The organism is Streptomyces diacarni (assembly GCF_003323715.1).
Classification (GTDB): domain Bacteria; phylum Actinomycetota; class Actinomycetes; order Streptomycetales; family Streptomycetaceae; genus Streptomyces; species Streptomyces diacarni.
Map to the genome: position 1 here is coordinate 30,965 of NZ_QOIN01000045.1, position 24,181 is coordinate 55,145.

18 protein-coding genes are annotated in these 24,181 nt (G+C 74.0%); 7 read left to right on the forward strand and 11 right to left on the reverse strand.

Annotated features, from left to right (window positions below):
• The first annotated feature begins 260 nt into the window (after positions 1–260).
• Together DTL70_RS16080 and DTL70_RS16085 are read left to right on the forward strand one after the other, a co-directional pair.
• Entirely contained in the window at positions 261–1,817 is a 1,557-nt protein-coding gene (locus DTL70_RS16080; RefSeq protein ID WP_245979405.1) for a purine-cytosine permease family protein, read from the forward strand.
• Positions 1,814–2,779, forward strand: coding sequence for a PfkB family carbohydrate kinase (locus DTL70_RS16085; protein ID WP_114022632.1), 966 nt, complete (start codon positions 1,814–1,816; stop codon positions 2,777–2,779). Before DTL70_RS16080 ends, DTL70_RS16085 begins: the two co-directional genes overlap by 4 nt.
• A 52-nt stretch (positions 2,780–2,831) precedes the next feature.
• Here DTL70_RS16085 and DTL70_RS16090 read toward each other — a convergent pair whose 3' ends face one another.
• Together DTL70_RS16090 and DTL70_RS16095 are read right to left on the reverse strand one after the other, a co-directional pair.
• Positions 2,832–3,731: a helix-turn-helix domain-containing protein gene (locus tag DTL70_RS16090; protein WP_114022779.1), complete on the reverse strand. Its 900-nt coding sequence runs from the start codon at positions 3,729–3,731 to the stop codon at positions 2,832–2,834.
• A 113-nt stretch (positions 3,732–3,844) separates the two neighbouring features.
• Complete coding sequence (locus DTL70_RS16095) at positions 3,845–6,970, reverse strand: endo-alpha-N-acetylgalactosaminidase family protein (RefSeq protein ID WP_114022633.1); 3,126 nt, start codon at positions 6,968–6,970, stop codon at positions 3,845–3,847.
• 315 nt (positions 6,971–7,285) lie between these two features.
• Here DTL70_RS16095 and DTL70_RS16100 point away from each other — a divergent pair, with 315 nt between their 5' ends.
• From DTL70_RS16100 to DTL70_RS16110, 3 genes are all read left to right on the forward strand, one after another.
• Positions 7,286–9,742 carry an ATP-binding SpoIIE family protein phosphatase gene (locus DTL70_RS16100; RefSeq protein ID WP_181860946.1) on the forward strand — a complete coding sequence of 819 codons (2,457 nt, stop codon included), beginning with the start codon at positions 7,286–7,288 and terminating at the stop codon, positions 9,740–9,742.
• Between the two features lie 27 nt (positions 9,743–9,769).
• Positions 9,770–10,660, forward strand: a complete 891-nt coding sequence (locus DTL70_RS16105) for a hypothetical protein (RefSeq protein WP_114022635.1) — start codon at positions 9,770–9,772, stop codon at positions 10,658–10,660.
• A 61-nt stretch (positions 10,661–10,721) separates the two neighbouring features.
• On the forward strand, positions 10,722–11,186 hold the full coding sequence (locus DTL70_RS16110; RefSeq protein ID WP_114022636.1) for a PPOX class F420-dependent oxidoreductase: 465 nt from the start codon (positions 10,722–10,724) through the stop codon (positions 11,184–11,186).
• A gap of 147 nt (positions 11,187–11,333) precedes the next feature.
• On the opposite strand, the gene DTL70_RS16115 is transcribed toward DTL70_RS16110, so the two are convergent.
• The 8 genes from DTL70_RS16115 to DTL70_RS16150 all read right to left on the reverse strand — a co-directional run bounded on the left by DTL70_RS16115 (position 11,334) and on the right by DTL70_RS16150 (position 21,145).
• A complete protein-coding gene (locus tag DTL70_RS16115) occupies positions 11,334–12,521 on the reverse strand; it encodes a glutathionylspermidine synthase family protein (protein WP_114022637.1) in 1,188 nt (395 codons plus the stop codon).
• A gap of 33 nt (positions 12,522–12,554) precedes the next feature.
• Positions 12,555–13,025: a hypothetical protein gene (locus tag DTL70_RS16120; RefSeq protein ID WP_181860947.1), complete on the reverse strand. Its 471-nt coding sequence runs from the start codon at positions 13,023–13,025 to the stop codon at positions 12,555–12,557.
• A gap of 108 nt (positions 13,026–13,133) precedes the next feature.
• A complete protein-coding gene (locus DTL70_RS16125) occupies positions 13,134–13,826 on the reverse strand; it encodes a hypothetical protein (RefSeq protein ID WP_114022638.1) in 693 nt (230 codons plus the stop codon).
• A 94-nt stretch (positions 13,827–13,920) separates the two neighbouring features.
• Positions 13,921–16,236: an MMPL family transporter gene (locus DTL70_RS16130; RefSeq protein WP_114022639.1), complete on the reverse strand. Its 2,316-nt coding sequence runs from the start codon at positions 16,234–16,236 to the stop codon at positions 13,921–13,923.
• 111 nt (positions 16,237–16,347) lie between these two features.
• Positions 16,348–16,944, reverse strand: a complete 597-nt coding sequence (locus DTL70_RS16135; RefSeq protein WP_114022640.1) for a TetR/AcrR family transcriptional regulator — start codon at positions 16,942–16,944, stop codon at positions 16,348–16,350.
• A 292-nt stretch (positions 16,945–17,236) separates the two neighbouring features.
• Positions 17,237–18,160 (reverse strand): NADP-dependent oxidoreductase, encoded by a 924-nt coding sequence (locus tag DTL70_RS16140; RefSeq protein ID WP_114022781.1) that lies wholly within the window; start codon positions 18,158–18,160, stop codon positions 17,237–17,239.
• A gap of 81 nt (positions 18,161–18,241) precedes the next feature.
• Positions 18,242–19,834: an APC family permease gene (locus tag DTL70_RS16145; RefSeq protein WP_114022641.1), complete on the reverse strand. Its 1,593-nt coding sequence runs from the start codon at positions 19,832–19,834 to the stop codon at positions 18,242–18,244.
• A 9-nt stretch (positions 19,835–19,843) separates the two neighbouring features.
• Positions 19,844–21,145, reverse strand: a complete 1,302-nt coding sequence (locus DTL70_RS16150) for an aminotransferase class V-fold PLP-dependent enzyme (RefSeq protein ID WP_114022642.1) — start codon at positions 21,143–21,145, stop codon at positions 19,844–19,846.
• A 285-nt stretch (positions 21,146–21,430) separates the two neighbouring features.
• Here DTL70_RS16150 and DTL70_RS16155 point away from each other — a divergent pair, with 285 nt between their 5' ends.
• Complete coding sequence (locus DTL70_RS16155; RefSeq protein ID WP_114022643.1) at positions 21,431–22,123, forward strand: FadR/GntR family transcriptional regulator; 693 nt, start codon at positions 21,431–21,433, stop codon at positions 22,121–22,123.
• Between the two features lie 94 nt (positions 22,124–22,217).
• Complete coding sequence (locus tag DTL70_RS16160; protein WP_114022782.1) at positions 22,218–23,168, forward strand: ornithine cyclodeaminase family protein; 951 nt, start codon at positions 22,218–22,220, stop codon at positions 23,166–23,168.
• Positions 23,169–23,192: 24 nt separating this feature from the next.
• Here the strand turns inward: DTL70_RS16160 and DTL70_RS16165 are convergent, their stop codons facing one another.
• The gene (locus tag DTL70_RS16165) at positions 23,193–24,167 is read right to left on the reverse strand and encodes an urea transporter (protein ID WP_114022644.1); all 975 of its coding nucleotides are present in this window, start codon (positions 24,165–24,167) and stop codon (positions 23,193–23,195) included.
• Positions 24,168–24,181: the final 14 nt, after the last annotated feature.

Consider the following 24,181-nt stretch of genomic DNA (forward strand, 5'->3'; position numbering starts at 1 on the left):
CCGGGCGCGACGGCCGGCGCTCGGACCGGGCGCGACGACGGCGGCCCCACGGGCGCGTCCCCAAAGGCGCGTTCCGGCGGGCCCGCCCCTGCGGGCGCGTCCCCACAGGCCCGTCCCGGTGGGCCGCGTGTGGCGGCCGCGCCAGAGCCGGCCGTACGCGTCGGCTCACCCTCCCCGGAGGGCACCTCTCGCCAGAGGAGTCCTCTCCCCCGTCCGCGGGGAGCACCGCTCCCCGCCTCTCGCCTCACAAGGAGGTGGCCATGGCTGACTCGAAGAGGAGTGAGCTGGTCGGCGCCGTGGAGACCCGTGGCATCGAGCCGGTGCCCGACACGGAACGGCACGGCCATGCGAGCCAGATGTTCTGGACCTGGTTCGCCGCGAACATCTCACTGCTGGGACTGCCGCTCGGCGCGACGCTGGTCGCGTTCCGCGGGCTGAACATCTGGCAGGCGGTCCTCGTCGCCGTGATCGGCGCGTTCGGTTCGTTCGCGCTGGTGGGCGCCCTGAGCATCGCGGGGAAGCGGGGCGGCGCTCCCGCCCTGACGCTCTCCCGCGCGGTCTTCGGGCGCCGCGGCAACACCGGCCCCACGCTGGTGACCTGGATCAGCCGGGTGGGCTGGGAGACGGTCAACACCACCACCGCCGCCTACGCGCTGCTCTCCCTGCTGGCGATCGTCTTCGGCGCCCCGCACAACACGGTGCTCACGGTGGTGTGCCTGCTGGTCTTCATCGCCTGCACGCTGCTCATCAGCGGTCTGGGCCACGCCACCATCATGTGGATCAACAAGTGGGCCACCTACGTGTTCGGGCTGCTGAACCTGCTCGTCATGGCGTTCCTGGTGGCGACCGTCGACTGGACGAAGGTGGTGCACGCCCCCGCCGCGCCGCTGAGCGCGGTGATCGCCGGTGTCGGCACGATCGCCGCGGGCACCGGTATCGGCTGGGCCAACGCGGGCGCCGACTACGCCCGTTACCTGCCGCGTGCCATCCCGGGCGGGCGGCTCGTGCTGGCCTCCGCATGGGGTGCGGGCATTCCCCTGGTGCTGCTGATCTCGCTGGGGTCGCTGCTGTCGGCCGGCGACACCTCGCTGGCCGCCGCCTCCGACCCGGTGGCCGCCATCGACGCGATGCTGCCGTCGTGGATGTCGGTGCCCTATCTGATCGCCGCGTTCGGCGGGCTGCTGCTCTCCAACCACCTGTCGGTGTACTCGGCGGGGCTCACCCTGGTCACGCTCGGGGTCCGCGCCAGGCGTACGGTCGCCGTCGGCCTGGACATCGTGCTCACCTTCGCGGGCGGCATCTACTTCATGCTGGTCGCGGGCGACTTCTACGGGCCCTTCACCACCTTCCTGACGCTGCTGGCGGTGCCCATCACCGCGTGGGTGGGCGTCTTCGCCGTCGACATGCTGCGCCGCCGCTCCTACGACGCGGACGCGCTGATGAAGCCGGGGCGCTCGGGGCGCTACTGGTACGACGGCGGGTTCGCCTGGTCGGCGTGTACGGCGTGGGCGGTGGCGATCGTGGTGGGGCTGCTGCTGACCGAGGCGAAGACCAGCGACACCGACGTGTGGTTCTCCGGGCCGCTCTCGCACAGCTGGCTGGGCACGAACGGGCTCGGCTGGGTGGTGACCTTCGTGGTGGCTGCCGTCGTCTACAGCCTGCTGCACCCCCTGGACCGTGCGGTGCGCGCCGAGGCCGAAAGGAGCGCCGCGGAGTCCGGGACGGCGCCTGCTCCCGGGCAGGGAACAGAGCCGCTCGAGACCACCGCGCAGGGCGCCGAACGCGCCGAGGCCACCGGACAGGGGGCTCACCGATGACCGCGCGGCTGATCCTCGCGGGCAGCGTGCTCGTCGACATGGTGCTGCGCGTGCCGCACCTGCCCGAGCGGGGCGGCGACGTGCTCGCCACGCACTCCGCGCAGACCGCGGGCGGCGGCTTCAACGTGCTGGCCGCGGCCCGCCGCATGGGGCTGCCCGCCGTGTACGGGGGCGGCCACGGCACCGGCCCGCTCGGTGACCTGGTGCGTGCGGCTCTCGCCGCGGAGGGCGTCACCGCGCTGCTGCCCGCGCGCACCGACCGGGACACCGGCTACTGCGTCGCCCTGGTGGACTCCGAGGGCGAGCGCACGTTCGTGACGGCGACGGGTGTCGAGGGAGAGCTGAGCGAGGCCCAGATCCGGGCGGTGGCCGAGGCGCCGCGCCCCGGCGACCTCGTGCAGCTGTCCGGCTACGGGCTGGTACTGGCGGGTGCGGCCGAGCGGCTGGCCGCGTTCGCCGCCGCGCTGCCCGACGGCGTCACCCTCTGCCTGGACCCCGGACCGCTCGTGGCGGACATCGACCCGGCGCGGCTGGCGCGGGTCCTGGCCCGGGTGGACTGGCTCAGCTGCAACCGCAGGGAGGCGCGGCTGCTGACCGGCCTCGACGACGACGCGGCGGCCGCCGAGAAGCTGGCGGCCAGGCTGCGTCCCGGTGCGGGTGTCCTGGTGCGCGGGGACGCGGACGGCTGCCGGCTGGTGGCCGGCGACGGCGGCGCCGTGCACGTGCCGGGGCGGCCCGTGGAGGCCGTGGACAGCAACGGGGCGGGCGACGCCCATGTCGGCGCGTTCCTGGCCCTGCTGGGGCGGGGCGCGGGGCCGCTGGACGCGGCGCGCGGCGCGAACGTGGCGGCGTCCGTGGCCGTCACCCGTCGGGGCCCGGCCACCGGGCCCACCGCCGCCGAGGTCGCCGCCCTGCTGGACGCGGACGATCCGCTGGCCCCGCTGCTGACGGACCGCTCCTGACGCCCGGCCGGCCGGCGTGCGGCGCCGCGCGGCAGCCGGGGCGGGCTGCCGGTCAGGAGCCGAGCCGCGGGAGCATCGGCGGGTGGTCGGGGTCGGGGACGTGGGAGGCGTAGCCGCCGGGGACGGTGCGGGACTGGGTGGCGCGGAAGTGGACGGGGGGCGCGCCGACGCGGCGGGTGAACAGGCGGGAGAAGTAGGCGGGGTCGTCGTAGCCGACGCGGCGGGCGACCGTGGAGACGGGCAGGTCGGTGCCGGCCAGCAGTTCCTTGGCGCGGCCCAGGCGGATGCCCAGCAGGTAGTCCTTGGGGCTGCATCCCGCGCTGCGGCGTACGGCGGTGCGCAGTTCGGCGGCGGTCATGCCGTGGCGGGCGGCGTGTTCGGCGACCGACAGGGGCAGGAAGGCGTCGCGGGCCAGGGCCTGGAGGACGGGTGCGCCGTCGGCGGTGGTGTCGGCGCGGGAGCGGCGCAGCGCGACGAGGAGTTCGTGGACGGCCGCGGCGGCCTCGATCTCCAGCAGCGGGTTGCCGGGGCGGGCGGCACGGGCGACGCGGGCGATGGCGGCGCGGGCGGGTCCGGCGTCGCTGAGGGGGACGAGGGGGCGGCCGGGTTCGATGCAGCCCAGTTCGGTGTAGGCGGTCAGGGCGGAGCCGGTGAAGTCGACGAAGCTCTCGTCCCAGCCCTCCTCGGGGTCGGCGCCGAAGTGGTGCGGCACTCCCGGGGTGATCCACAGCAGCGCGGGGGCCACCACGTCGTGGCGGCGGCCCCCGGTCTCCTTCCGGCCCTCGGCGGTGCCGGGGACCTCGCACCAGCCTCGCCCCGCGCTGATGACGATGGCGACGTGGTGGTCGAGGACGCGCGGCCCCACGGGGGGCAGCGCGCCGTGCTGCATTCCGACGCCGAGGCAGACCAGGCCGAGGCGGTGGTGAACGGGCCCGGGGGTGAAGTACCGCATCCAGGACTGGTACCGGTGCTCGGTCACCGCACGCGCTCCCCTCACTCGTTCAGGGAGCAGCGTACGGTGATCACCCCTGGCCGGTCACCGGTCGTGTGGGCGGACGGGGGCGGTCAGTCGGTCACCTCGCTGACGGTGAAGGCGTCCAGGGCGAACTCGGCCTTGCCGTCGTCGCCGACCTTGCGCAGCCCCACCCAGGCCTGTCCTTCCTCGGGCGCGGTGAACTCGTAGGTGAGGGTGGCGGGGCGGGTGGCGACCGGCAGCGGCTGGCGCTGGAGTTCCTTGGCGCCGGGGGCGTCCACGCCGGTGACCCACGCGTACTGGTCCGCCTTCTCGTTCTCGTACCGGAAGGAGACGCGGTAGGTCTTCCCCGCCTCGAAGCGGACGGTGTGCGGGACGGTGCGGTAGACGAGCCCGGTGTTCTCGCCGCGGGATTTGAGGGACTCGCTTCCGTCGATCACGTCATCGATGGTCTTGCCGTTCCAGCCGCGCTGCGTGTAGGGGGCGTGCCGCTGGGCGAGGTGGGTGCGCGGGTCGGTGGAGCCCCCGGCGTCGCCCTTGACGAACGGGCCCCAGCCCTGCGGCACGTGCTCGAAGTCCTCCTGCACGAGGGCCGCCTGCCGCTCGGAGGCGCCGTTGCGCACCGTCCGGGGAGGGGTGCCGGCCACGACGCGTACGTGGTCGAAGCGGACCGGTACCTCGCCCTTCCCCGCCGTCAGGGCGAGAGTGACCGGACCGCCGCCTTCGGGCACCGTGAACCAGGCCGTCATCCGCTGGAAGCGGGTGCCCTGCTTGAGGTCGGCGGCGACCTGGTTGGTGGCGGTGGAGGTGTCCGTCCAGTTCTCGGCGGTGACGCCGTCGGCTGTGCGGACGGTGAGCGCGGCGCGGCGCCGCTCCCCCGCCTCGTCGCCGACCTGCACTTGGACGGAGGCGGCGTAGGTGCCGGGCTCCAGGCGCCGCAGTCGCTGGCTGACGGAGGCCTCGCCGCCGGGTGCGAGGACGAGTTCGGGGTCGCCGCGCTTGCTGACCTCGACCGCTGCCGTGCCCGCGACCGTCCAGGCCGCCAGGCCGCCGGAGTGGAAGCCGGGGTCGGTCAGCGGGGTGCCCTCGCCCCAGTGGGGCTTCGGCTGGGCGGGGGCGGGCCTGCGGTGGACGACGTAGGGCATCCCGGCCTCGGCGTCCAGGGTGACCCGGCCGCCCGAGACGGCGGCTTCGACGGGTTCGCCCCGCCCGCGCCAGGTCAGCGGGTACACGTGGACCGTGCGGGTGTGCTTCCAGCCCGAGGGCAGCTGCCAGGTGGTGCGGCCGCCGTCCGGGTTGTAGTGGTAGAGCTTCGCCGGGTCGGTGGCCTTGCGCGGCTCCCACGGCAGCAGGTAGAGGCCGTCGTCGTAGACCCGCCGTCCTTCGGTGGTGATGCGGCGCTTGCCGCCGGTGTCGGTGACGGCGGTGGCCTCCTCGCCCTCGAAGGTGATCTCGTGCTCCGACCAGGAGCGGATCGGCCTGGCCTGGAGGTACTTGGCGGGGAGGCTGTGCGTCCAGATCAGCGCGTAGAAGGCGTGCCAGTCGGTCTTGCCGCGCCAGCCCTCGTAGTTGCCCATGCGGGCCCCGCCCAGCAGGGTGGGCCACTTGTCGGCGAACACGTCCTTTTGGTGGTTGCGGATGAAGCGGATGAGGCGGGAGTTGATGCCGCGCGAGGTGTCGGCGCCGTAGTCGGTCTCCGTCGCCCAGTGCGACCACAGCGCCGAGCGCTCGAAGCCGTGGCCCCACTCGGTGGCCACGTTCCAGCCCTGGTCGCGGAAGGCGCGCTGGAGCCGGTCGGAGGTCCACCCCGACTCGCGGAAGACGTCGATGTAGAGGGAGGTCAGTCCCTTGTCGGTGTCCTCACGCAGGTTCTTGAAGCGGGCGATGACGTCCCCGGAGACCAGGTCGCGGCGCTGGTCGATGCGGTAGGACTGGTCGAGCCAGTCCCACTGCTCGTTGTTCTTGTCGACGAGCTTCTCGGAGAAGGCGTGGGCCACCGGGTAGGACTCGGTGACGTTGACGTGCACCGCGAAGTCGGTGTTCCACTTCCTGCCCTTGCGCAGCAGGGTGTTGAGGTCGGCCAGGCCGCCCGCGCGCTCGTTGTAGTTGCCCGCGTAGTCGGGGTGCGCCGAGTCGTGGCCCTCGGACTGGTAGCCCTTGAGGAGGGTGAACTGGCGCAGCCCGTCGGTGGCCAGGTGGATGCGCTTGACCTGGTCGAGGGTGCTCAGGAACGGGTTGGTGGCCTGGCTGGCGAAGTTGAACGGGATGTGCGGGACCACCCGCAGGTGCTGTGCGTCGGCGCCGCGCGGGTCGATCATGATGTCGCGCATCGCGATGGCCGCGTCCTGCCAGTCGGCGACGTCGTCGCCGTTGCGGTCTCCGGTGACCACGACGGTGACGTAGGGCAGCGGCTCGGTCTGGTCGGCCGCGGCGGTGGCGGCGCGGTGCGTCCACTGGCCGCAGGTCAGCCGGGTGCTGCGGGCGTCGCCCACCGCGACGGTCTGCCGCCACAGCCGTCCGTTGTCCCAGTCGGCGCCCGCGGTCTTCGACGGCTTGTCGTAGCTGGTGTTCGTCTCGATCGCCGCGGCCAGCTCGCCCGTCGCCACGACGGCGTAGGCGCAGCCGACCGGTTCGTCGTCGGTGGCGGTCTCGCCGGTGAGCTCGATGAGGGTGTCGCCGCTCTTGTCCTTGTCCAGCTCGACGCGGGCCGTGTGGACGACCGGGTCGGGCCGCTGGTCGGAGCGCATCGACAGGAAGGCGAGGTGCGGGAGTTCGAGGGTGCCCACCCGCCCTTCCGGGGCCTCCGCCACGCGGGTGACGCGCCAGTGGACGCGGCGGCCCTCCGCCTCGATGCGGACGGTGAGCGCGGTGCCGGTCTCCAGGGTGAGGGTGTAGGTGATCCGGTCGCGACCAGGTGTGCTGGTCACCTCGGGGGTGTGTTCCTCGCCGTCGACCAGGAGCGTCGTCGTGGCCTCCGCCTGGGCGTGCAGGGTGGTGCCCGTCGCACGGTCGGTGTAGTCGACGATGCGGGGAAAGGCCGGGTCGACGCGCACGTCGAGGTCGGGCGTGCGCAGGGTGTGCGTCGCGGGCGTCTTCTTCGCGTCCGCGCGGGCCGGGGCCACGGCGGTTGGGCCCAGCGCCGTTCCGACCCCCGCCACGGCGCCCGCCGCCACCACCGCTCTGCGGGTGACGCCCGCGCTCGCTTCGCCGCTCGTCATGGTTGTGCCCTCCACTCGGGTCCGCCACCGGTCTGCGCCACCGGTCTTCGCCGACCCACCCTTGGTGACCTAGTGCGGGCTTGCCCATGGACAAGCGTGCGGTGGTTGTTGGACTTGCGTCACGCGCTTGCGGCGCGGCTCCGCCGGGAGGGCGGACGACGGGCGGGGTGACGGGGCGCTCCGGGCGGGTGGCGGGACCGTTCCGGGCGGCTGGAGGTGCCCCGCGGCGCGTGCGGGTGCATGCTGCTGGGAGACGCTGAGGAACCTGGTCCTGGCGTGCGAGCGTCCGCGCCCGGCCGATCACCAAGGAGTGACGTGGAGCCTCCCGCCCAGGAGTCCCCGGACGACAGTCCCGGCTTCGACGGGGTCGCGGCCGCCCTGGTCGACGAGGACGGCCGCATCACCTGGTGGTCGCGGGCCGCGGGGCGGCTGCTGGGCTGGAGCGGCGCGGCGATCGCCGGCACCCCGGCGCGTGACCTGGTCGCCTCCCACGCGCCCACCCTGGTCGGGCCGCACGCCCCCGCCGGAGCCCCCTCCGGCTCCCGGGAGGCGGAGACCATCCGTCGGCTGCGGCTGCGCCACAGGGCAGGGCACCTGGTCCCGGCGACGGTGCGGCTGCTGGCGGCCGACGGGGCGCAGGGGACGCTGGCCGTGGCCGTGGCCGAGGACGTCGTGGGCCCGGGGCCTGCGCCAGGGCCGATGCTGGTCCGCGCCCTGCTCGAACAGGACCGGGTGCCCGTGGCCCAGTTCGACATGGGGCTGCGGGTGGTACGCACCAATGCCGCGTTCGAGGAGCTGCGGCCCGAGGGCGCGGCGGACGACTGGCTGACCCGGCTGCCCAGCGTCGAGGGGGACGGCGTCGCGCGGGAGGCGATGGCGCAGGTCGCCCAGAGCGGGACGGTCGTCGCCGCCTCCGAGTACGGGCTGGGTCCTCCCGGCTCCGAGGTGGGGCTCTTCCTGACCTGCCTGCGGGTCGACGGGCCGCTCGGCGAACCGCTCGGCGTCGTGGTGACCGCGCGCGAGGCCACCCCGCGGCAGCGCGCCCGCCGCCGCCTCGGCAAGGCCTACGAGCGCGCCTTCCACCTCGGCTCCTCCCTGGACGTGGTGCACAGCGCCCGCGACCTGGCCCAGGTGCTGGTCCCCGGCCTCGGCGACCTGGCCAGCGTCGACTTCCCCGACGACGTGCTCCAGGGCCGCGATCCCCCGCTCGGCTACCCGGGGCAGGAAGCCTCGGCGCCGCGGAGGGTCGCGGTGCAGGCCGCGGACGGGCAGTGGCCCGCCGCGCTGGTGCAGGTCGGCGAGGCGGTGCCGACCACCCCTGAGGGCCCTCAGACCGCCGGGAAGATCGTCGGGGAGGTGCTCGCCGCGGGCCCGGGGACGGCACGGCAGATCCTGGGACACGACCCGGAACTGATCGCGCGGCTCGTCCCCGAGGGGATGCGGGACTCGCTGGGCTGCCCGCTGTACCACGGCGGCCGTTTCTTCGGGTACGTGCAGGTGTACCGCACCCGGGACCCCAAGCCGTTCGAGTACGACGACGTGCGGTTCCTCCAGGACATGTGCCACCGGACGGCCGGGGCGCTGGACAACGCCTTCCGGTACACCCGCGAGCACCGTACCGCGCTCGTCCTGCAGCGCAGCCTCCTGCCGCCCGCGGCCACCGAGGGCTCGGCGGCCGAGACGGCGGGTTCCTATCTGCCGGCCGGCGGCGGTGCCAGCGTGGGCGGCGACTGGTTCGACGCCTTCCCTTTGTCCTCGCTGCGGATCGCGCTGGTCGTCGGCGACGTCATCGGCCACGGGCTCCAGGCCACCGCGACCATGGCAAGGGCCCGCACCGCCGTGCAGACCCTCGCCGATCTCGACCTGCCGCCCGAGGAGCTGCTGACCTGCCTGGACGACCTCGTGCAGCGGATGAAGGCCGAGGCCGACCACCCCGACAGCGTCGGCGCCTCGTGCCTGTTCGCCGTCTACGACCCGGTCAGCCAGGAGTGCAGGATGGCCAGCGCGGGGCACCCGCCGCCCGCCGTGGTCCTGCCCGACGGCACGGTCAGCTTCCTGGACCTGACGCCGGGGCCGCTGCTGGGCGTCGGCGACAACCCGTTCGAGGTGACCAGCGTGCGGCTGCCGCCGGGCAGCGTGCTCGCCCTCTACACCGACGGGCTGGTCGGCCACGATCCGGAAGCCGGCATGGCCAGGCTGCTGGAGGACTTGGAGAAGCTGTGCCGCCCGGCCCCCGGGCTGCGCGCCGAGGACGCCCACAAGCCGCTCGACCAGGTCAGCGCCGAGCTGATCCGCCGCCATCCGAGCGCCGAGCACCCCGACGACGACGTCACCGTGCTGCTCGCCCGCACCAGGGCCGTGCCCGGGACCGACACCGCCTCCTGGGAGTACCCCGCCGATCCGGCCGCCGTCCAGGCCGCCCGCGAGGACGTCAGCGCCCAACTGGAGACGTGGGGGCTGGTGGAGGAGTCGTTCACCACCGAACTCATCGTCAGCGAACTGGTCACCAACGCCATCCGCTACGCGGGCGGCCCTGTCAGCCTGCGCCTGATCCGCGACCACGTCCTGGTGTGCGAGGTCTCCGACCCCAGCAACACCCAGCCGCGGCTGCGCCGCGCCCTGACCACCGACGAGGGCGGCCGCGGGCTCTTCCTGGTCGCCCAGCTCGCCCACCGCTGGGGCAGCCGCTACGGCGACCGCGGCAAGACGATCTGGACCGAACAGGAGTTGGGGCACGGTCAGGCCGCGGGCGGTCCGCTCGCGCTATCGTGACGTCGGGCCGCGCGCTGGGGGTGTGCGATGAGTGGTTCGGTGGCCGACCGCGTCGAACGCGGCTTCCCGCACCTGGAGACGGTGCGCGCGGCGCTCACGGCGCTCTACCGGCGGCTGTCCGCCGACGGCGTACGCGGCTTCGGCCACAGCGTCGCGCCCGGCGACGTCGCCTTCTCCGACGCCGACGACCTGTATCCGGGGGTGCAGCGCGTCGCCGGTGTGATGGTCGGGCACCTGCGGCTGCCCGCGGCGCGGGTCATCGTCTCCTTCCGCGAGATGACGCACGCCGCGAACGTCGAACTGAGCGCCGGGCCCGAGTACTTCGTGGAGCTCAACGACCGCTTCAAGCGGCACCGCGGCGACATCGGCGCGGCCCTCGCCCACGAGGTCACCCACGTGTGGCTGCACCGCCTCGGCCTCGCCTTCCCCGGCACCCGCGACAACGAGATCCTCACCGACACCGCCGCCACCTACCTCGGCGCCGGCTGGCTGCTGCTGGACGCCTTCCGGCAGGACGCCCTCACCTCGCAGAAGCTCGGCTACCTCACCCCCGAGGAGTTCGGCTACGTCCTCGCCAAGCGGGCACGGCTGTGCGGTGAGGACCCCGCCGTCTGGTTCACCAGCCCGCAGGCCTACGAGGCGTACGCACGCGGACACGCGCTCGCCGTACGCGACGAGGCGGTACCGCCGCTGGCGGCGGCACCGTGGTGGGAGCGGCGGCGGTACGTGCGCGAGCGGCGGCGCGGGGAGCCGGGCGGCGGCCCGGACGGCGGCGGGTACGCCTTCGAGGCCGACGGCTTTGGTGTACGGGTCTCCTTCCCCTGCCCGACCTGCCGGGTGCGGCTGCGGGTGCCCGCGCGGGGGCGGGTGCGGGCGCGGTGCGGCCTGTGCGGCGCGGTGTGGGCGTGCGACACGTGAGGTGACCCGGCGGGGCCGGAAAGCTCTCGGCGCGGGGCCGGCATGGCGTAGGTTCGAAGGTATGAGTCCTTCGCTTGCCACCACCACACGGGTCGATCTCGACGGGCTGCTGGAGTTCGTGCGGCCCCGCCACCGGGCGATCCTGCTGACGCGGCGCAAGGACGGGGCGCCGCAGGCCTCGCCGCTCACGTGCGGGGTGGACGCGGCGGGGCGGATCGTGGTCTCCACGTACCCGGAGCGCGCCAAGACGCGCAACGCGCGCCGCGAGGCCCAGGTGAGCGTGCTGGTGCTGTCGGACGAGTGGAACGGCCCCTGGGTGCAGGTCGACGGCGACGCCGAGGTGCTGGACCTGCCGGAGGCGCTGGAGCCGCTGGTCGAGTACTACCGGACGATCTCGGGCGAGCACCCGGACTGGGACGAGTACCGCGCGGCCATGCGGGAGCAGGGCAAGTCGCTGATCCGGGTGACTCCCCGGCAGTGGGGGCCGATCGCCACGGGCGGGTTCCCCGCCCGGCTGGCCGGCTGAGCACGAGCGGCGCAACCGGCCTGAAGAAGACCGGGGCGCGCGGCCGGCGGGCCCCGCCGGCCCACCGGGCCGACGGGGCCCGCCTGTTCCGCCCGCCGGTTCCGGCTCGGTCCCGGCTCAGCGGAAGACGTGCGGCACGCGTCCGGATCAGCGGATGACGTGCGGCACGAAGCGCGCGTACTCGTCCGTGACCAGGCCCGCCGACTCGCGGATGCCGAGCCCCGCGGCCTCGCCGTCGACGACCCAGGTGCCGAGCACCGTGCGGTTGCCGTCGAACTCCGGCAGCGGGCACAGCGCCTGGTAGCAGCACGGCTCGTCCCGCGCCGACGGCGCGGTGCCGGGCTCGTGCAGGGTGACACCCGCGCCCTCGCGGCCCAGCAGGGGCTTGGCCGCCCAGCCGGTCGTGGTCGCCAGCTCCCGCGGACCGTCCAGATAGGCCGGCAGCAGGTTCGGGTGGCCGGGATACAGCTCCCACAGGATCGCCAGGAGCGCCTTGTTGGACAGCAGCATCTTCCAGGCCGGCTCGATCCACAGGGTGGTGCCGGTGCCGCCCCCGTTGTCGAGGGTCTCCAGCACGTGGCGCCCGAACCGGTCGGAGGCCAGCCACTCCCACGGGTAGAGCTTGAAGCAGGCCCGGACGAACTTCAGCCGCTGGTCGACGAACCGGCCCGAGAGCCGGTCCCACCCGATCTCCTCCACGGGTATCGCCACCGTCTCCAGACCGGCCTGTTCGGCGGTCTCCTGGAGGTAGGCGACGGTCATCAGGTCCTCGCCCAACTCGTCGCGCGCCGAGTGGGCGAAGTGGACGGGCGCGCCGGGCGGCAGCAGCGCCGCCTGCTTCCTCCAGACCTCGACGAGCCGCTCGTGCAAGGAGTTCCACTGGTCGGCGCCGGGGAAGCACTCCTCCATCCAGAACCACTGCGGCGAGGCGGCCTCCACCAGCGAGGTCGGCGTGTCCGCGTTGTACTCCAGCAGTTTGGCGGGCTCGCCGCGCCCGTCGTAGCGCAGGTCGAACCTGCCGTAGAGGCTGGGCACCTCCTCGCGTCGCCGCCAGGCCTCGGCGACCCGGTCGATCAGCGCCGGCTGCGTGATGCCCAGGTCGGCGAACCTGTTCTCCTCGACGATGTACGCGGCTGCCCGCAGGCACATGGCGTGGAGTTCCTCGACGACCTCCTCGAGGGCTTCGACCTCGGGCAGCGTGAAGGAGTAGTAGGCGCTCTCGTCCCAGTAGGGGCGGAAGGAGCCGTCGGGGTACCGGGTCAGCGGGTAGATGCAGCCCTGTTCCTCGACGGTCTCCCGCCAGCCGGGACGAGGGGTGATGGTGTGGCGGTCCATGCCGGCCCTCTCGTCGTGCGCCGCGCGCCCGGGTCAGCCGCCGTACCCGCCACCGCTGCTGCTGCCGTACCCGTCGTCATCGTCGTCGCAGCCGAAGCCGGCCCGCTCGACGGCCGCGGCGTGGATGAAGGTGCCGTCCTTCGCGCGCGCGTCGTCCTCGCGCCCGCCGTAGTACCAGGCCGTGCCGGCCCCTTCGGTGCCGCGGCCTTCCGCGGTGGCGGGGGCGGCGGCGGGGAAGGCCGCCTGCCGCGTGGTCGCCGAGGTCTCGCACTGGCTCGGCGGCAGGATGCGGTAGCCGCGCACGGCGTCGTAACTGTCGGGGTCCACGCAGCGCTTGTCGGGCTCCGAGGTGTATCCGGACAAGGCCACCGCGAGGGCGCCCATGCTGCCGAGCACCACGGTCGAGGAGCGCAGCCTGCGCCGCTTGCCCCGGGCCGCGCGGTTCTGAGCGGCGGGCGCCGGCGTGTGCTGTTCGGCGCTGTGCGCGTCCGGTATCACGGTCATGGGTCCCCCTACGTACGACTGAATCGAAGCGACGCGCCCACCCTAGTCCGTGCCCCTGGCCGTGCCCGGTCCCCCGCCTCCCGGCGCCCCGCTCGTCCGGTACGGCCGCTACCTGCGTACTTGACCGAGTACGCGTTCGCATCCGGCGAGGAAGTGGCGCGCGGCGCTGGTACTGACGGGGGCGCCGTCGTCGACCGCCGCGTCGCGCAGGCGGCGCAGTCCTTCGTAGACGGCGAGGGTCGCGGGCGCGGCGCCGGCGAGGCCCAGCCGCTGCCGCAGCAGCGCGGAAGACCCGCGGTCCGCGCGTGTTGCGGGCGGCCTGGGCAGCGCGGCGTCGAGTCCCGCGCTCAGCGCTGCCCAGGCCGCCGCCAACGCCCCGACGGGCGAGGCTTCGACGATCGCCCAGGAGTCACGGAAGTCCGCCGCCACGGGGATCTCAGACGCCGGGGGCGACGGGGGCTGCTCGTACGGGCCCCCTGGGGGTGGGTGCTGCTGGTACGGGGACGACGGGGAAGGGGAAGGCGGCGTCCGGGAGGGTGTCGTGGCCGGAGGGCCCCCGTACGGCGCGGATCCCGGGGCGGGCGTGCGCGCGTCGGGGTGCTGCTGGACCATCTCCTCGGCGCGTTCGCGCAGTTGCCGGGCCTCCGCCTCGAACTCGATGGCCCCTGCGGGCGTTTCGATCCGCGTCATGCGCGCGAACGCCTCCCGCAGGTAGTCGCGCAGGCACCAGGCCACCACGAGCGTCACCGCGGGCCAGACCACGGCCTCGACGTACCGCAGAACGAGCTCGGCCACATCCATGGCTCCATCCTGTCCCCCCGCACCGCGAACGGGGGCGGAATCGGGCCGCGACCGGCCCGGTTCCGCCCCCGTCGCGCTGGAGGAAGGCGACCGCTCACCTCCGCGTGGCGGGCTCCGCCTCCTCGCTGCGGCCGCTCGCGCCGCCCTGGTCCGGCAGCGCGGCGGCGGGCTCGTCGCGGAGCTTGTCGCCCTCGACGTCGACGGTGGGCAGGACCCTGGCGAGCCAGCGCGGCAGCCACCAGGCGCGCCGGTCCAGCAGGTTGAGGACGGCGGGCACCAGCGCCATGCGGACGACGAACGCGTCGAAGAAGACGGCCACGGCGAGACCGAAACCGATCATCTTCACCATGGAGTCGCTGGAGCCGATGAACCCGGAGAAGACGGCGATCATGATGACGGCGGCCGCGGTGACGACCCGCGCGCCGTGCCGGAACCCGGTCACCACGGCCTCCCGCGCCGACTCCCCGTGGGCGTAGGCCTCCCGCATCCGGGTCACCAGGAACACCTCGTAGTCCATCGCGAGGCCGAAGACCACGCCCACCATGAAGATCGGCATCATCGACATGACCGGCCCGGTCTGCTCCACGCCGAACAGTCCGCCGAGCCAGCCCCACTGGAAGACCGCGACGACGGCGCCGAGCGCGGCGACCACGGACAGCAGGAAGCCCAGCGCGGCCTTCAACGGCACCAGCACGGAGCGGAAGACGACCATCAGCAGCAGGAACGCCAGTCCGACCACCAGCGCCAGGTACGGCAGCAGCGCGTCGTTCAGCTTCTGCGACACGTCGATGTTCATCGCCGTCGACCCGGTGACCAGGACGTCGGCGCCCGTCTTGGGGCTCAGTTCGGCGCCCGTGTCGCGGATGTCGTGCACCAGGTCCTGGGTCTGCGTCGAGGACGGGTGCGAGTCGGGGACGACGGTGATCATCGCCGTGTCGCCCGCCTTGTTGAACTGCGGCTTGGCCACTCCGGCGATGCCGTCGAGTCGGGACAGCTCCCGCACGGTGTGGTCGACCGCGGCCTTGGGATCGTCGCTGCCCCGGGCGTCCGCCACGGTCATCAGCGGGCCGTTGAAGCCGGGCCCGAAGCCGTCCGAGAGCAGGTCGTAGGCCTTGCGCTGGGTGGTGTCCGTCGGCTTCGACCCGTCGTCGGGCAGGCCGAGTTCGAGGGAGGTGGCCGGCAGGGCGATCACGCCGAGGCCTACCACGCCGGCCAGCAGCACGGCGACGGGGCGCCGCTGGACGAACCGCGCCCAGCGGGTGCCGGCAGGCTCCTTGGCCGCCGGCTGCCCGGCCTTCTCCGCCGCTCCGGTCGCCCGTGCGCCCGGTGCGGTCTGTGCGCCCTGTGCGTTCTCGGCGTCGGCGTCCCGCGCCTGCTCGCGTTCCTGCTTGCGTGCCTTGCGGCCGACGATGCGGCTGCCCGCGAAGCCCAGCAGCGCGGGGATCAGCGTGAGGGCCACCAGCACGGCGATGGCGACGGTGCCGGCCGCCGCGACGCCCATCTTGGTGAGCATCGGAATGTTGACGACCGCCAGTCCGACCAGCGCGATGATGACCGTCAGACCGGCGAAGACCACCGCGGAGCCGGCCGTGCCGACGGCCCGCCCCGCGGCCTCCTCCCGCGCGCGGCCCTCGTGGAGTTCGGCGCGGTAGCGGGAGACGACGAACAGCGCGTAGTCGATGCCGACCGCCAGGCCGATCATCATGGCCAGGATGGAGGTGGTGGAGCCCAGGTCCATCACGCTGGCGAGCGCGGTGATCGTCGAGACACCGATGCCCACGCCGATCAGCGCGGTCAGCAGCGGGAGCCCTGCGGCGACCAGCGAGCCGAAGGTGACGACCAGGACGACGGCGGCCACCACCACGCCGATGACCTCGCCGGCGCCCGTCGTCGGGATGGTGCTCAGCGCGTCACCGCCGATCTCCACCGTCATGCCGCTGTCCCGCGCGTGCTCGCCGGTCTTCTCCAGCGCGTCGCGGGTGTCGTCGGACAGCTCCATCGAGCTGACCTTGTAGTTGACCGAGATGTAGGCGGTCTCGCCGTCCTTGCTGACGGCCTCGCCGGTGAACGGGTCGATGACCCTGGCCACCTCGTCGGAACCCGACTTCAGCGCGGAAACGGCGTCCTGGACCGCGGCCTTGTTGGCCGCGTCGGTGATCTTCTCACCCTTGGGCGCGTCGAAGACGACGCGCGCGGTCGCGCCGTCGGCGTTGGCGCCGGGGAAGCGCTGGTCCAGCAGGTCGAAGGCCTTCTGGGCCTCGGTGCCCGGAATCGAGAAGGAGGTGGAGGCGGCGGGCGGCGCGGTGGCGGCGCCCGCCCCCGCTATCGCGAGCAACGCCACCCACAGCAGCACGACGATGCCGCGCCGCCGGAAGGCGAGCCGCCCCAGGCGGGAGAGGAAGGTTGCCACGGGTGGAACTCCAGAGGTGATGAGGGACCCGCGAGGCGCCGGTGCGCACGTCGCTGGACGCACGGGGCCCGGGGGTGCGGGTGGGGCGGGCGGGAAGGTGTGGTGCCGGTTTCAGGCGCGCAGCGCGGGCAGCACGACGGCGTCGAGGTAGGTGGCCAGGAAGTCCTGGGTGGCCGCGTGTCCGTCGATCAGTTCGCGGCTGATCAGCGCGCCGACGAGCATGTGCGGCACGAGGTCGAGAGCGGGGTTGTCGGAGCGGATCTCGCCCCGCCGCACCGCCCGGTCGAGCATCACGCGCAGGTCGGCGATGCTCGGTTCGATCAGCAGCTCGCGCAGGGCTCTGAGCAGTTCGGGGTTGTCGTGCGCCGCGCGGCCGACGCCGCGCATGAGCGCGGCGTCCTGTTCGATCCGACAGTCATCGAACGCGTGCACGATGGCGTCCCTGAGGTCGCCGCGCAGCGAGCCCGTGTCGGCGACGCCCCGCGCGGCGCCCGGTCTCCCGTGCTTGAGCGCGCGGGCGACGAGCTCGGGCTTGCTGCCCCACTGCCGGTAGAGGGTGGCCTTACTGGAGTGCGTACCGGCGGCGACGGCGTCCATGGTGAGCGCGTCGTACCCCACCTCGCGCAGCAGCTGGAGCACGGCGTCGTAGAGCTCCGCCTCGCGCTCCGGAGTGATTCTGCTGCGCCGCGTCGCTGCCACGGACGTCATTCTGGCACCTCCAGCGGTACGAAACCGTTTCGTACTTCTCACGACCATACGGCACCGATGAGCGAAACGGAAACGTTTCGATAGGCGGGCGCGGCGCCACCGCGCGCCCGGAGCGGCCGGGCGTCCGCCGACCCGGCGGACGGGAGAAGAGCCGACCCGGCCGATCGGCCGGAGCCGGCCCGGCACCGCGTCGACCGGGACGCACGCGCGGAGAGGAACGGCAACAGGGGCAGCGGCGCCGCGTTCGAGGCCTCGGGGGAGCCGAGTGGCGCCGCATGGCGCCACTCGCGGTTCACTCCACCGTCAGGACCAGCTTGCCGTCCAGGCCGCCCGCCTCGCCGGCGCGGTGCGCCCGCGCGGCCTCGGCGAGGGGGATCGGCTCGTGCAGCGGCACGTCGAGCGTGCCCCGCCGGTGCAGGGCCAGCACCCGGTCGAGGGCCTCACCTGTGCGGTCCTCGCCGGCGCCGCCCGAGGAGAAGCGCACGCCGAACGTCTGCGCCGCCTGCGGATCGGCGAGCGTCAGCACCCTGGCGGGGCCGCCCGCGAGCCGCACGGACTCCCCCAGCACGTCCGCGCCCGAGGCGTCCAGTACGGCGGCGACCCCGCCGGGGGCGGCGGCCCGCACCTGCTCAGGCCAACCGTTCCCGTACGTCACCTGGGTGGCTCCCAGGCGCGTCAGCCGCTCCCGCGCCCGTTCGCCCGCCGTGCCGACCACGCGCGCACCACGCTCCAGCGCGCACTGCACCGCGAGGTTGCCCACGGCGCCGCCCGCGCCGTGGACCAGCACGGTCTCCCCCGCCGCGATCTCCAGTTCGGTGAGGGCCCGGTGTGCGGCCTCCGCCGCGACCGGCAGCCCGGCGGCCCGCCGCACGTCCAGGTCGTCGGGCCGTCGCCGCAGTTGCGCGGTGTCGGCCAGCAGGAGAGAGGCGTAGGCGCCGGGTGCGCGGCCGAAGACCTCGTCACCCGCTGACAGGTCGCTGACGCCGTCGCCCACCGATTCGACGGTGCCGGCGAACTCCAGCCCGGGAATGTGCGGCAGGGTGACGGGCATGGCGGTGACCATGGCGCCGCTCCGGATCTTCCAGTCCAGCGGGTTGACGCCCGCGGCCCGCACCGCGATCCGCACCTGGTCGGGGTCCGGCTCGGGGATGTCGATACCGGTCGGCTGGAGGACCTCGGGATCGCCGTAGGTGGCGAAGGCGATGGCCTCGGGCATGGCGGGCACCTGCTTTCCTCGGAGTGGCTCAGTCCGCCCGCGTTCCCCCCGCGTGCGCTCGCCATGCCCCCTCGCCCGCCCTCACCGGCCTGGCTCCCCGCTCGCCCCCTCCCCCGCGGACGAGTCCGCCACCGGGTCCGCCCGCGGATCCGCCACCGGATCCGCCGGGTCGGGGAGACTCGTGGCCGTGGCGCCCCTCGTGTCCGGGGCGCCGGGCGGCTCCGTGGCGCCGGTCGCCACGCGACTGTTGTGGCGTCCCCACAGCAGGTAGATCAGGACGCCCACCGCCATCCACACCAGGAAGCGCGCCCAGGTGATCAGCGGCAGGCTGCCCACCAGGACCAGGCACAGGACCAGCGCCACCAGCGGCAGCACCGGGACCCACGGCGTACGGAAGGCGCGGGGCAGGTCGGGGCGGCGGCGCCGGAGGTAGATGACGCCCACGCACACGGCGATGAAGGAGGTGAGCATCCCGATGTTGCCGAGTTCCGCGAGGTCCTGGATGGGCAGCAGCGCCGTCATCAGCGCCACCATGCAGCCGAGCGTCCAGGTGATCCGGCGCGGGCTGCGGGTGACCGGGTGGACCCGCGCGAACCAGCCGGGCAGCAGTCGGTCGCGGCTCATCGCGAGGAAGACCCGGCTCTGCCCCAGCAGCATGATCATGACGACGGTCGTCAGCCCGCAGATGGCGCCGACGCCGACGATCCGCACCGCCCAGTCCTCGCCCGCGGCCTCCAACGCGCCCGTCACCGGGGCGGCGTTGTCCAGCTGGGTGTAGGGCCGCATCCCGGTGACGACCAGGGAGACGGTGACGTAGAGGGTGGCGCAGGCGGCGACCGTGGCCATCAGTGCGATCGGCAGGGTGCGCTGCGGGCGCTTGGCCTCCTCCGCGCTGCTGGCCATGATGTCGAAGCCGGAGTACGAGCCGAACACGATGGCGGCTCCGGTGAGGATGCCGGCGAAGCCGAACGTGGCGTTGGTACTGATCCCGGCCCAGCCCAGCAGCGGCTGCTCCCAGAAGCCGCCCTCGGCTCCGGCGGGACGGGGCTCGGGTACGAACGGGGCCCAGTTGTCCGGGTCGACGTGGGAGACGCCGACGGCCAGGAAGAGCACGATGGCGGCCAGCTTGACCAGTGTCATGGCCACATTGAGGCGTGAGGTGGTGCGCACACCGGCGGCCAGGATCGCGGTGAGCACGAGGATGACGGCGACCGCGGGCACGTTGACGGCCGCTTCGGGTCCGGCTATGGACTCCGGCAGCCGTATCCCGAAGGTGGCCAGGAAGTCGGTGACGTACTGGGACCATCCGGCGGCGACCGCGCCGGCGCCCATCGTCATGTCGAGGATGAGGTCCCAGCCGATCAGCCAGGCGACCGGCTCGCCCAGTGACAGGTACGCGAACGTGTAGGCGCTGCCCGCGACCGGCACCGTGCTGGCGAACTCCATGTAGCACAGGGCCACCAGCCCGGAGACGAAGGCGCCCAGCGCGAAGGAGAGGGCGATGGCGGGTCCGGCGTAGTTGGCGGCCGCGGTGCCGGTCAGGACGAAGATGCCGCCGCCGATGGTGACGCCGATGCCCATCATCGTCAGCTGGAGCGGCCCCAGCGAGCGGTTCAGCCGGGTGCCGGGGCGCTCGGCGTCCCGCAGCGTCGCTTCGATCGATTTGGTGCGCACGCGCCCCTCCTAGTCCTGGGCGTCCACGTGGGCGCCGGGCGCGTGGGCGTGGGCGTCCCCGTGGGCGGCGTCGGCTGCCTGGGCGCCGGGCGCGTGGGCGTGGGCGGTGGTCTCCGTGCCGGCCCGGCACTCGGCGAGGCAGGCGGGCAGCAGTTCGGCCAGGTGGGCGTAGTCGGCGGGGTCGTTGTACAGGTGCGCGGACAGCCGCAGGAAGCCGCGCCCTCTCCAGGTGGTGCAGGCGACGTCGCAGCCGGTGCGGGCGGAGACGCGGCACTGGAGCGCGTGCGCCGCCTCCTGGTCGGCGGCCAGCCCCGCGGGCAGCGGCACCAGCCGCATGGCGGGCGCGGCGCAGGCGGCCAGTGCGGCCAGATCCCCGGTGCGGCCCAGTGCCGCGGCGAGCGTGCGCTGTGCCTCGTCGGCGAGTCGCGTCATCCGCGCGCGGGCGGCGTCCCAGCCGTAGCGGCGTTCGATGAACTCCAGCGCCTCGGGGGCCGCGAGCCAGGCGGTGAGGTCCGCGGTGCCCTGGTGGTCGAACCGCTGGGGGAACGGCTCGGGTGCGCCCCAGGAGTCGACGACGGGGTACAGCTCCTGGGCGAGCGGGCCGCGCGCCACCAGGGCGCCCGTGCCGCGCGGGGTGCAGGGCCACTTGTGCAGGTTGCCCACCCAGTAGTCGGCCGCGCCCGCGTGGGCGAGGGGGTCGGCGAGCATGCCGGGGCCGTGGGCGCCGTCCACCAGCACGCGGGCGCCCGCGCTGTGAGCGGCTTCCACCAGGTCGGCGACCGGGAACACGCGGGCGGTCGCCGAGGTGATCTGGTCGACGACGAGGAGGGAGACGGGCCCGGCGGCCAGGGCAGCGCCCACCCGCGCGGTGATCTCCTCAGCGGTGGCGCTCAGCGGCACGTGCACCGTGCGGACGCGTGCTCCGGCACGGCGTGCTGCCCGTTCGACCGCCCAGACGACGGCGCCGTAGGCGTGGTCGGTCAGCAGCACCTCGGAGTCCGGCGGCAGCGTGATGCTGCCCAGTACGGCGCTGACGCCGGCGCTGGCGTTCGCCACCAGCGCCAGGTCCTCGGGCGGGGTGCGCAGATAGCGGGCGAGGCGCGTGCGGGCGTGCGCCACCCGCTCGGGCAGCCCGCGGAACCACGGGTCGGGCCCCGCGTCCATCTCCGTCCGCAGGGCCTGCTGCGCCGCGAGCGCCGCGCGCGGCACCGCGCCGTAGGAGCCGTGGTTCAGGTGGCGGACAGCCGGGTCCAGCGCCCAGTCCTCGAACGGGTGCCCGGCACCGTGGCCGGGTTCGGTGGAGGGGGTCATACGAAGAACGGCCTCGCAGAGTGGTCTGATGACTGAGTCATCTGATGACTTGCTGACGTTCCCCGGGACGGTAGACGGCATTCCCCTCGCTCAACAGGGGTGAGCGAGTAAATTCCGCTCCGTGACCCGAAGACTCCACGAGGAGTCATCAGATGACTCGCGTGTGTCATCGTTGCTGCGCGCGTGTCATCGTTGCTGCGGCAGCAGACCCCGCCCACGGGCATGCACGGGCGTACACGGGCACGGCGGCGGAACGGGAATCGGGACGGGAACGGAACGGGCGACATGGCGGCGACGGACACGGCGGCGCGCGGACTGCGCGCCATGATCGGCAGCGGCGAACTGACCCCGGGCCGGCAGCTGCCGCCCGAACCGGAACTCTGTTCCCGCCTCGGCGTCTCGCGCGGCTCCCTGCGTGAGGCCGTCCGCTCACTGGCGGCGCTCGGGATGCTGGAGTCCCGGCACGGTTCCGGCACGTACGTCTCCGCGCTGCTGCCCGCGCAGATGCTCGCGGGCTTCGCCGCCACGGTCGACGTGCTGCCGCTGGACGGGCTGCTGGAGCTGTACGACGTACGCCGCGGCCTGGAGTCCCACGCGGCGGCCCTGGCCGCCGCCCGCGCCGAGGACGGCCTCGTCGACCGGCTGCGCGCACTCCACGCGCGGCTGTCGGTGACCGAGGACGACGACGAACTGCACGACCTGGACCGCGAGTTCCACGCCACCCTGTGCGCGGCGAGCGGCAACGACACGCTCGCCGCGCTCTGCGACATCCTCCGCTCCCGCGGCCGCCACTACAGCGTCTACGGCACCGAGGAGACGGACGCCCTGCGGACCGCCAGCGACCTCGGCCACGAAGCCCTCATCGCCGCGCTCGCCGCCCGCGACCCCCAGGCCGCGGCGGCCGCCGCCAGCGCCCACCTGTCCCAGACGGAACGCTGGCTGCGCCGCCTGCGCCCCACGCCCGGCTCGGGCCGCTGAGGTCCGGGCGCGACGCGTGGTGGCGCGCGCGGGGCGCGGCCCCGCCGTGGGAGGCTCGGGTGAACGACCACCCACCGCCGAAGGGGGCAGCGCCGTGCCGCGACCGACCGGCACCCACTCCGACGACGCGCTCCGCGTCGTCGACTCCGCGGCTCTCGCCCGCGCGCTTCCCGTGGGCGAGGCGGTCGAGGCGCTCCGCGCTGCCCTGCGGGCCGGACTGGACGTCGCCGCGACACCGCCCCGCTCCCGCGTGGACACCAGCACGGGACAACTCCTGCTGATGCCGGCGGAGTACGGACAGCACGCGGGGGTGAAGATCGCCGGGGTCGTGCCGGGCAACCCGGCGCGGGGCCTGCCGACGGTCACGGGCGCCTACCTGCTCATGGACGCGACGACGCTGCGGCCCACCGCCCTGCTCGACGGGGAGGCCCTCACCCTCCTGCGCACCTCGGCGGTCTCCGCGCTGGCGGCCGACCACCTGGCCGCGCCGGACGCGGACCGGCTGGTGGTGTTCGGCACGGGACCGCAGGCGTTCGCACACGCCGTCGCCCTGCACCAGGTGCGGCCGCTGAGCGCCGTGCGGGTCGTCGGGCGCGATCCGCGGCGCGTGGACCGGTTCGCCGAGCGCTGCGAGGAGGCCGGCATCACCGCGTCGGCCGCGGCACCCGACGCCGTGGCGGACGCCGATCTGATCGCCTGCTGCACCTCGTCCGCCACCCCGCTGTTCGACGGCCGCGCGCTGCCGTCGCACGCGGCGGTCGTCGCCATGGGCTCCCACGACCCGGGCGCCCGCGAACTGGACACCCGCACGCTCGCCTCGGGCACGGTGGTGGTCGAGGACACGGCGACCGCGCTCCGGGAGGCCGGGGACGTCGTGATCCCCGTCGAGGAGGGCGCGTTGCGCGCCGCGTCGCTGGTGCCTCTCGCCGACGTCGTGTGCGGCCGTCACCCCCTCGCGGACGGCCGTCCACGCGTCTTCAAGGGCACCGGCATGGCCTGGCAGGACCTGGTGGTCGCGGCAGCGGCGGTGTCAGGAACCGCGTGACGGCCGAGTGCGGCCCAGGCGGGGTCAGGTGCGGCGCAGCCGGGGGAAGGACGGTACGGCGGCGAGGAAGAAGAGCGTGGTCAGGATGTACGGCCAGGTGAGGGTGTGCCCGCCGAAGGGGGCGAAGAAGGAGGTGACCGCGACGGTCAGCACCGTCGAGGCCACGGCGCCCACCACGCCGTACGCCAGCGCGGCCACACCGCGTTCGAGGAAGACGGCGCCCAGCGCCATCGCCACCAGGACCGCGTTGTACCCGAGCAGCCCCTCGGCCACGTCGGAGGCGGGCGCGCCCAGCGCCCAGGACGTCGCGGTGCCGACCACGCTGCCGAGGCAGGCGGTCAGCCCCGCGAACCAGTCGGCGACGAAGATCCCCGCGAGGAAGAGCAGCCCCACGTACCACTGCGGCATCAGGAAGATCTGGCCGACGTTGGCCAGCACCGCGTGTGCGGCGCCCCCCAGCCCCAACGACGCGTCACCGGAGGCCGAACGCGGCAGCGCCGAGAGCGACGACCCTTCGTGCCACACGCGTTGGAAGCCGGGTGCCGCCACGGTCACGACGCTGGCCACGAGGCAGAACGGCAGGGTGAACGTCGGTATGGACCACGGGCGCAACAGGTTGACCAGCGCGGCGGTGAGCACGGCGGCGACGAGCGCTCCCCCCGCCGCCATCAGCCACGTCGAGGCGTAGCCCGGGCCGAGGAAGACCGCGAACGCCACCGCCACGAGGCAGCCGTTGAACCCCTCGAGACCTGCGGCCGTCCGTGCGCGGTCGACGCCCAGCGCGTAGGCGGTGGCCGTGCCCACTGCCGTGCCCAGCAGTCCGGCGAGACCGTACCGCCAGCCTGCGGCGAACAGCGCGGCGACGAAGAAGAGGCCGCACGCCGCGTTGGGCATGAAGTCCACCTGCGCGAGCCCCCGCAGCACCTCGTATCCGAAACGCACCGGCTGCCGCCGCGCCCCGCTCGGCTCGGGCAGGTCCCACGAAACGGAACGACTCATACGTGTAACGTACA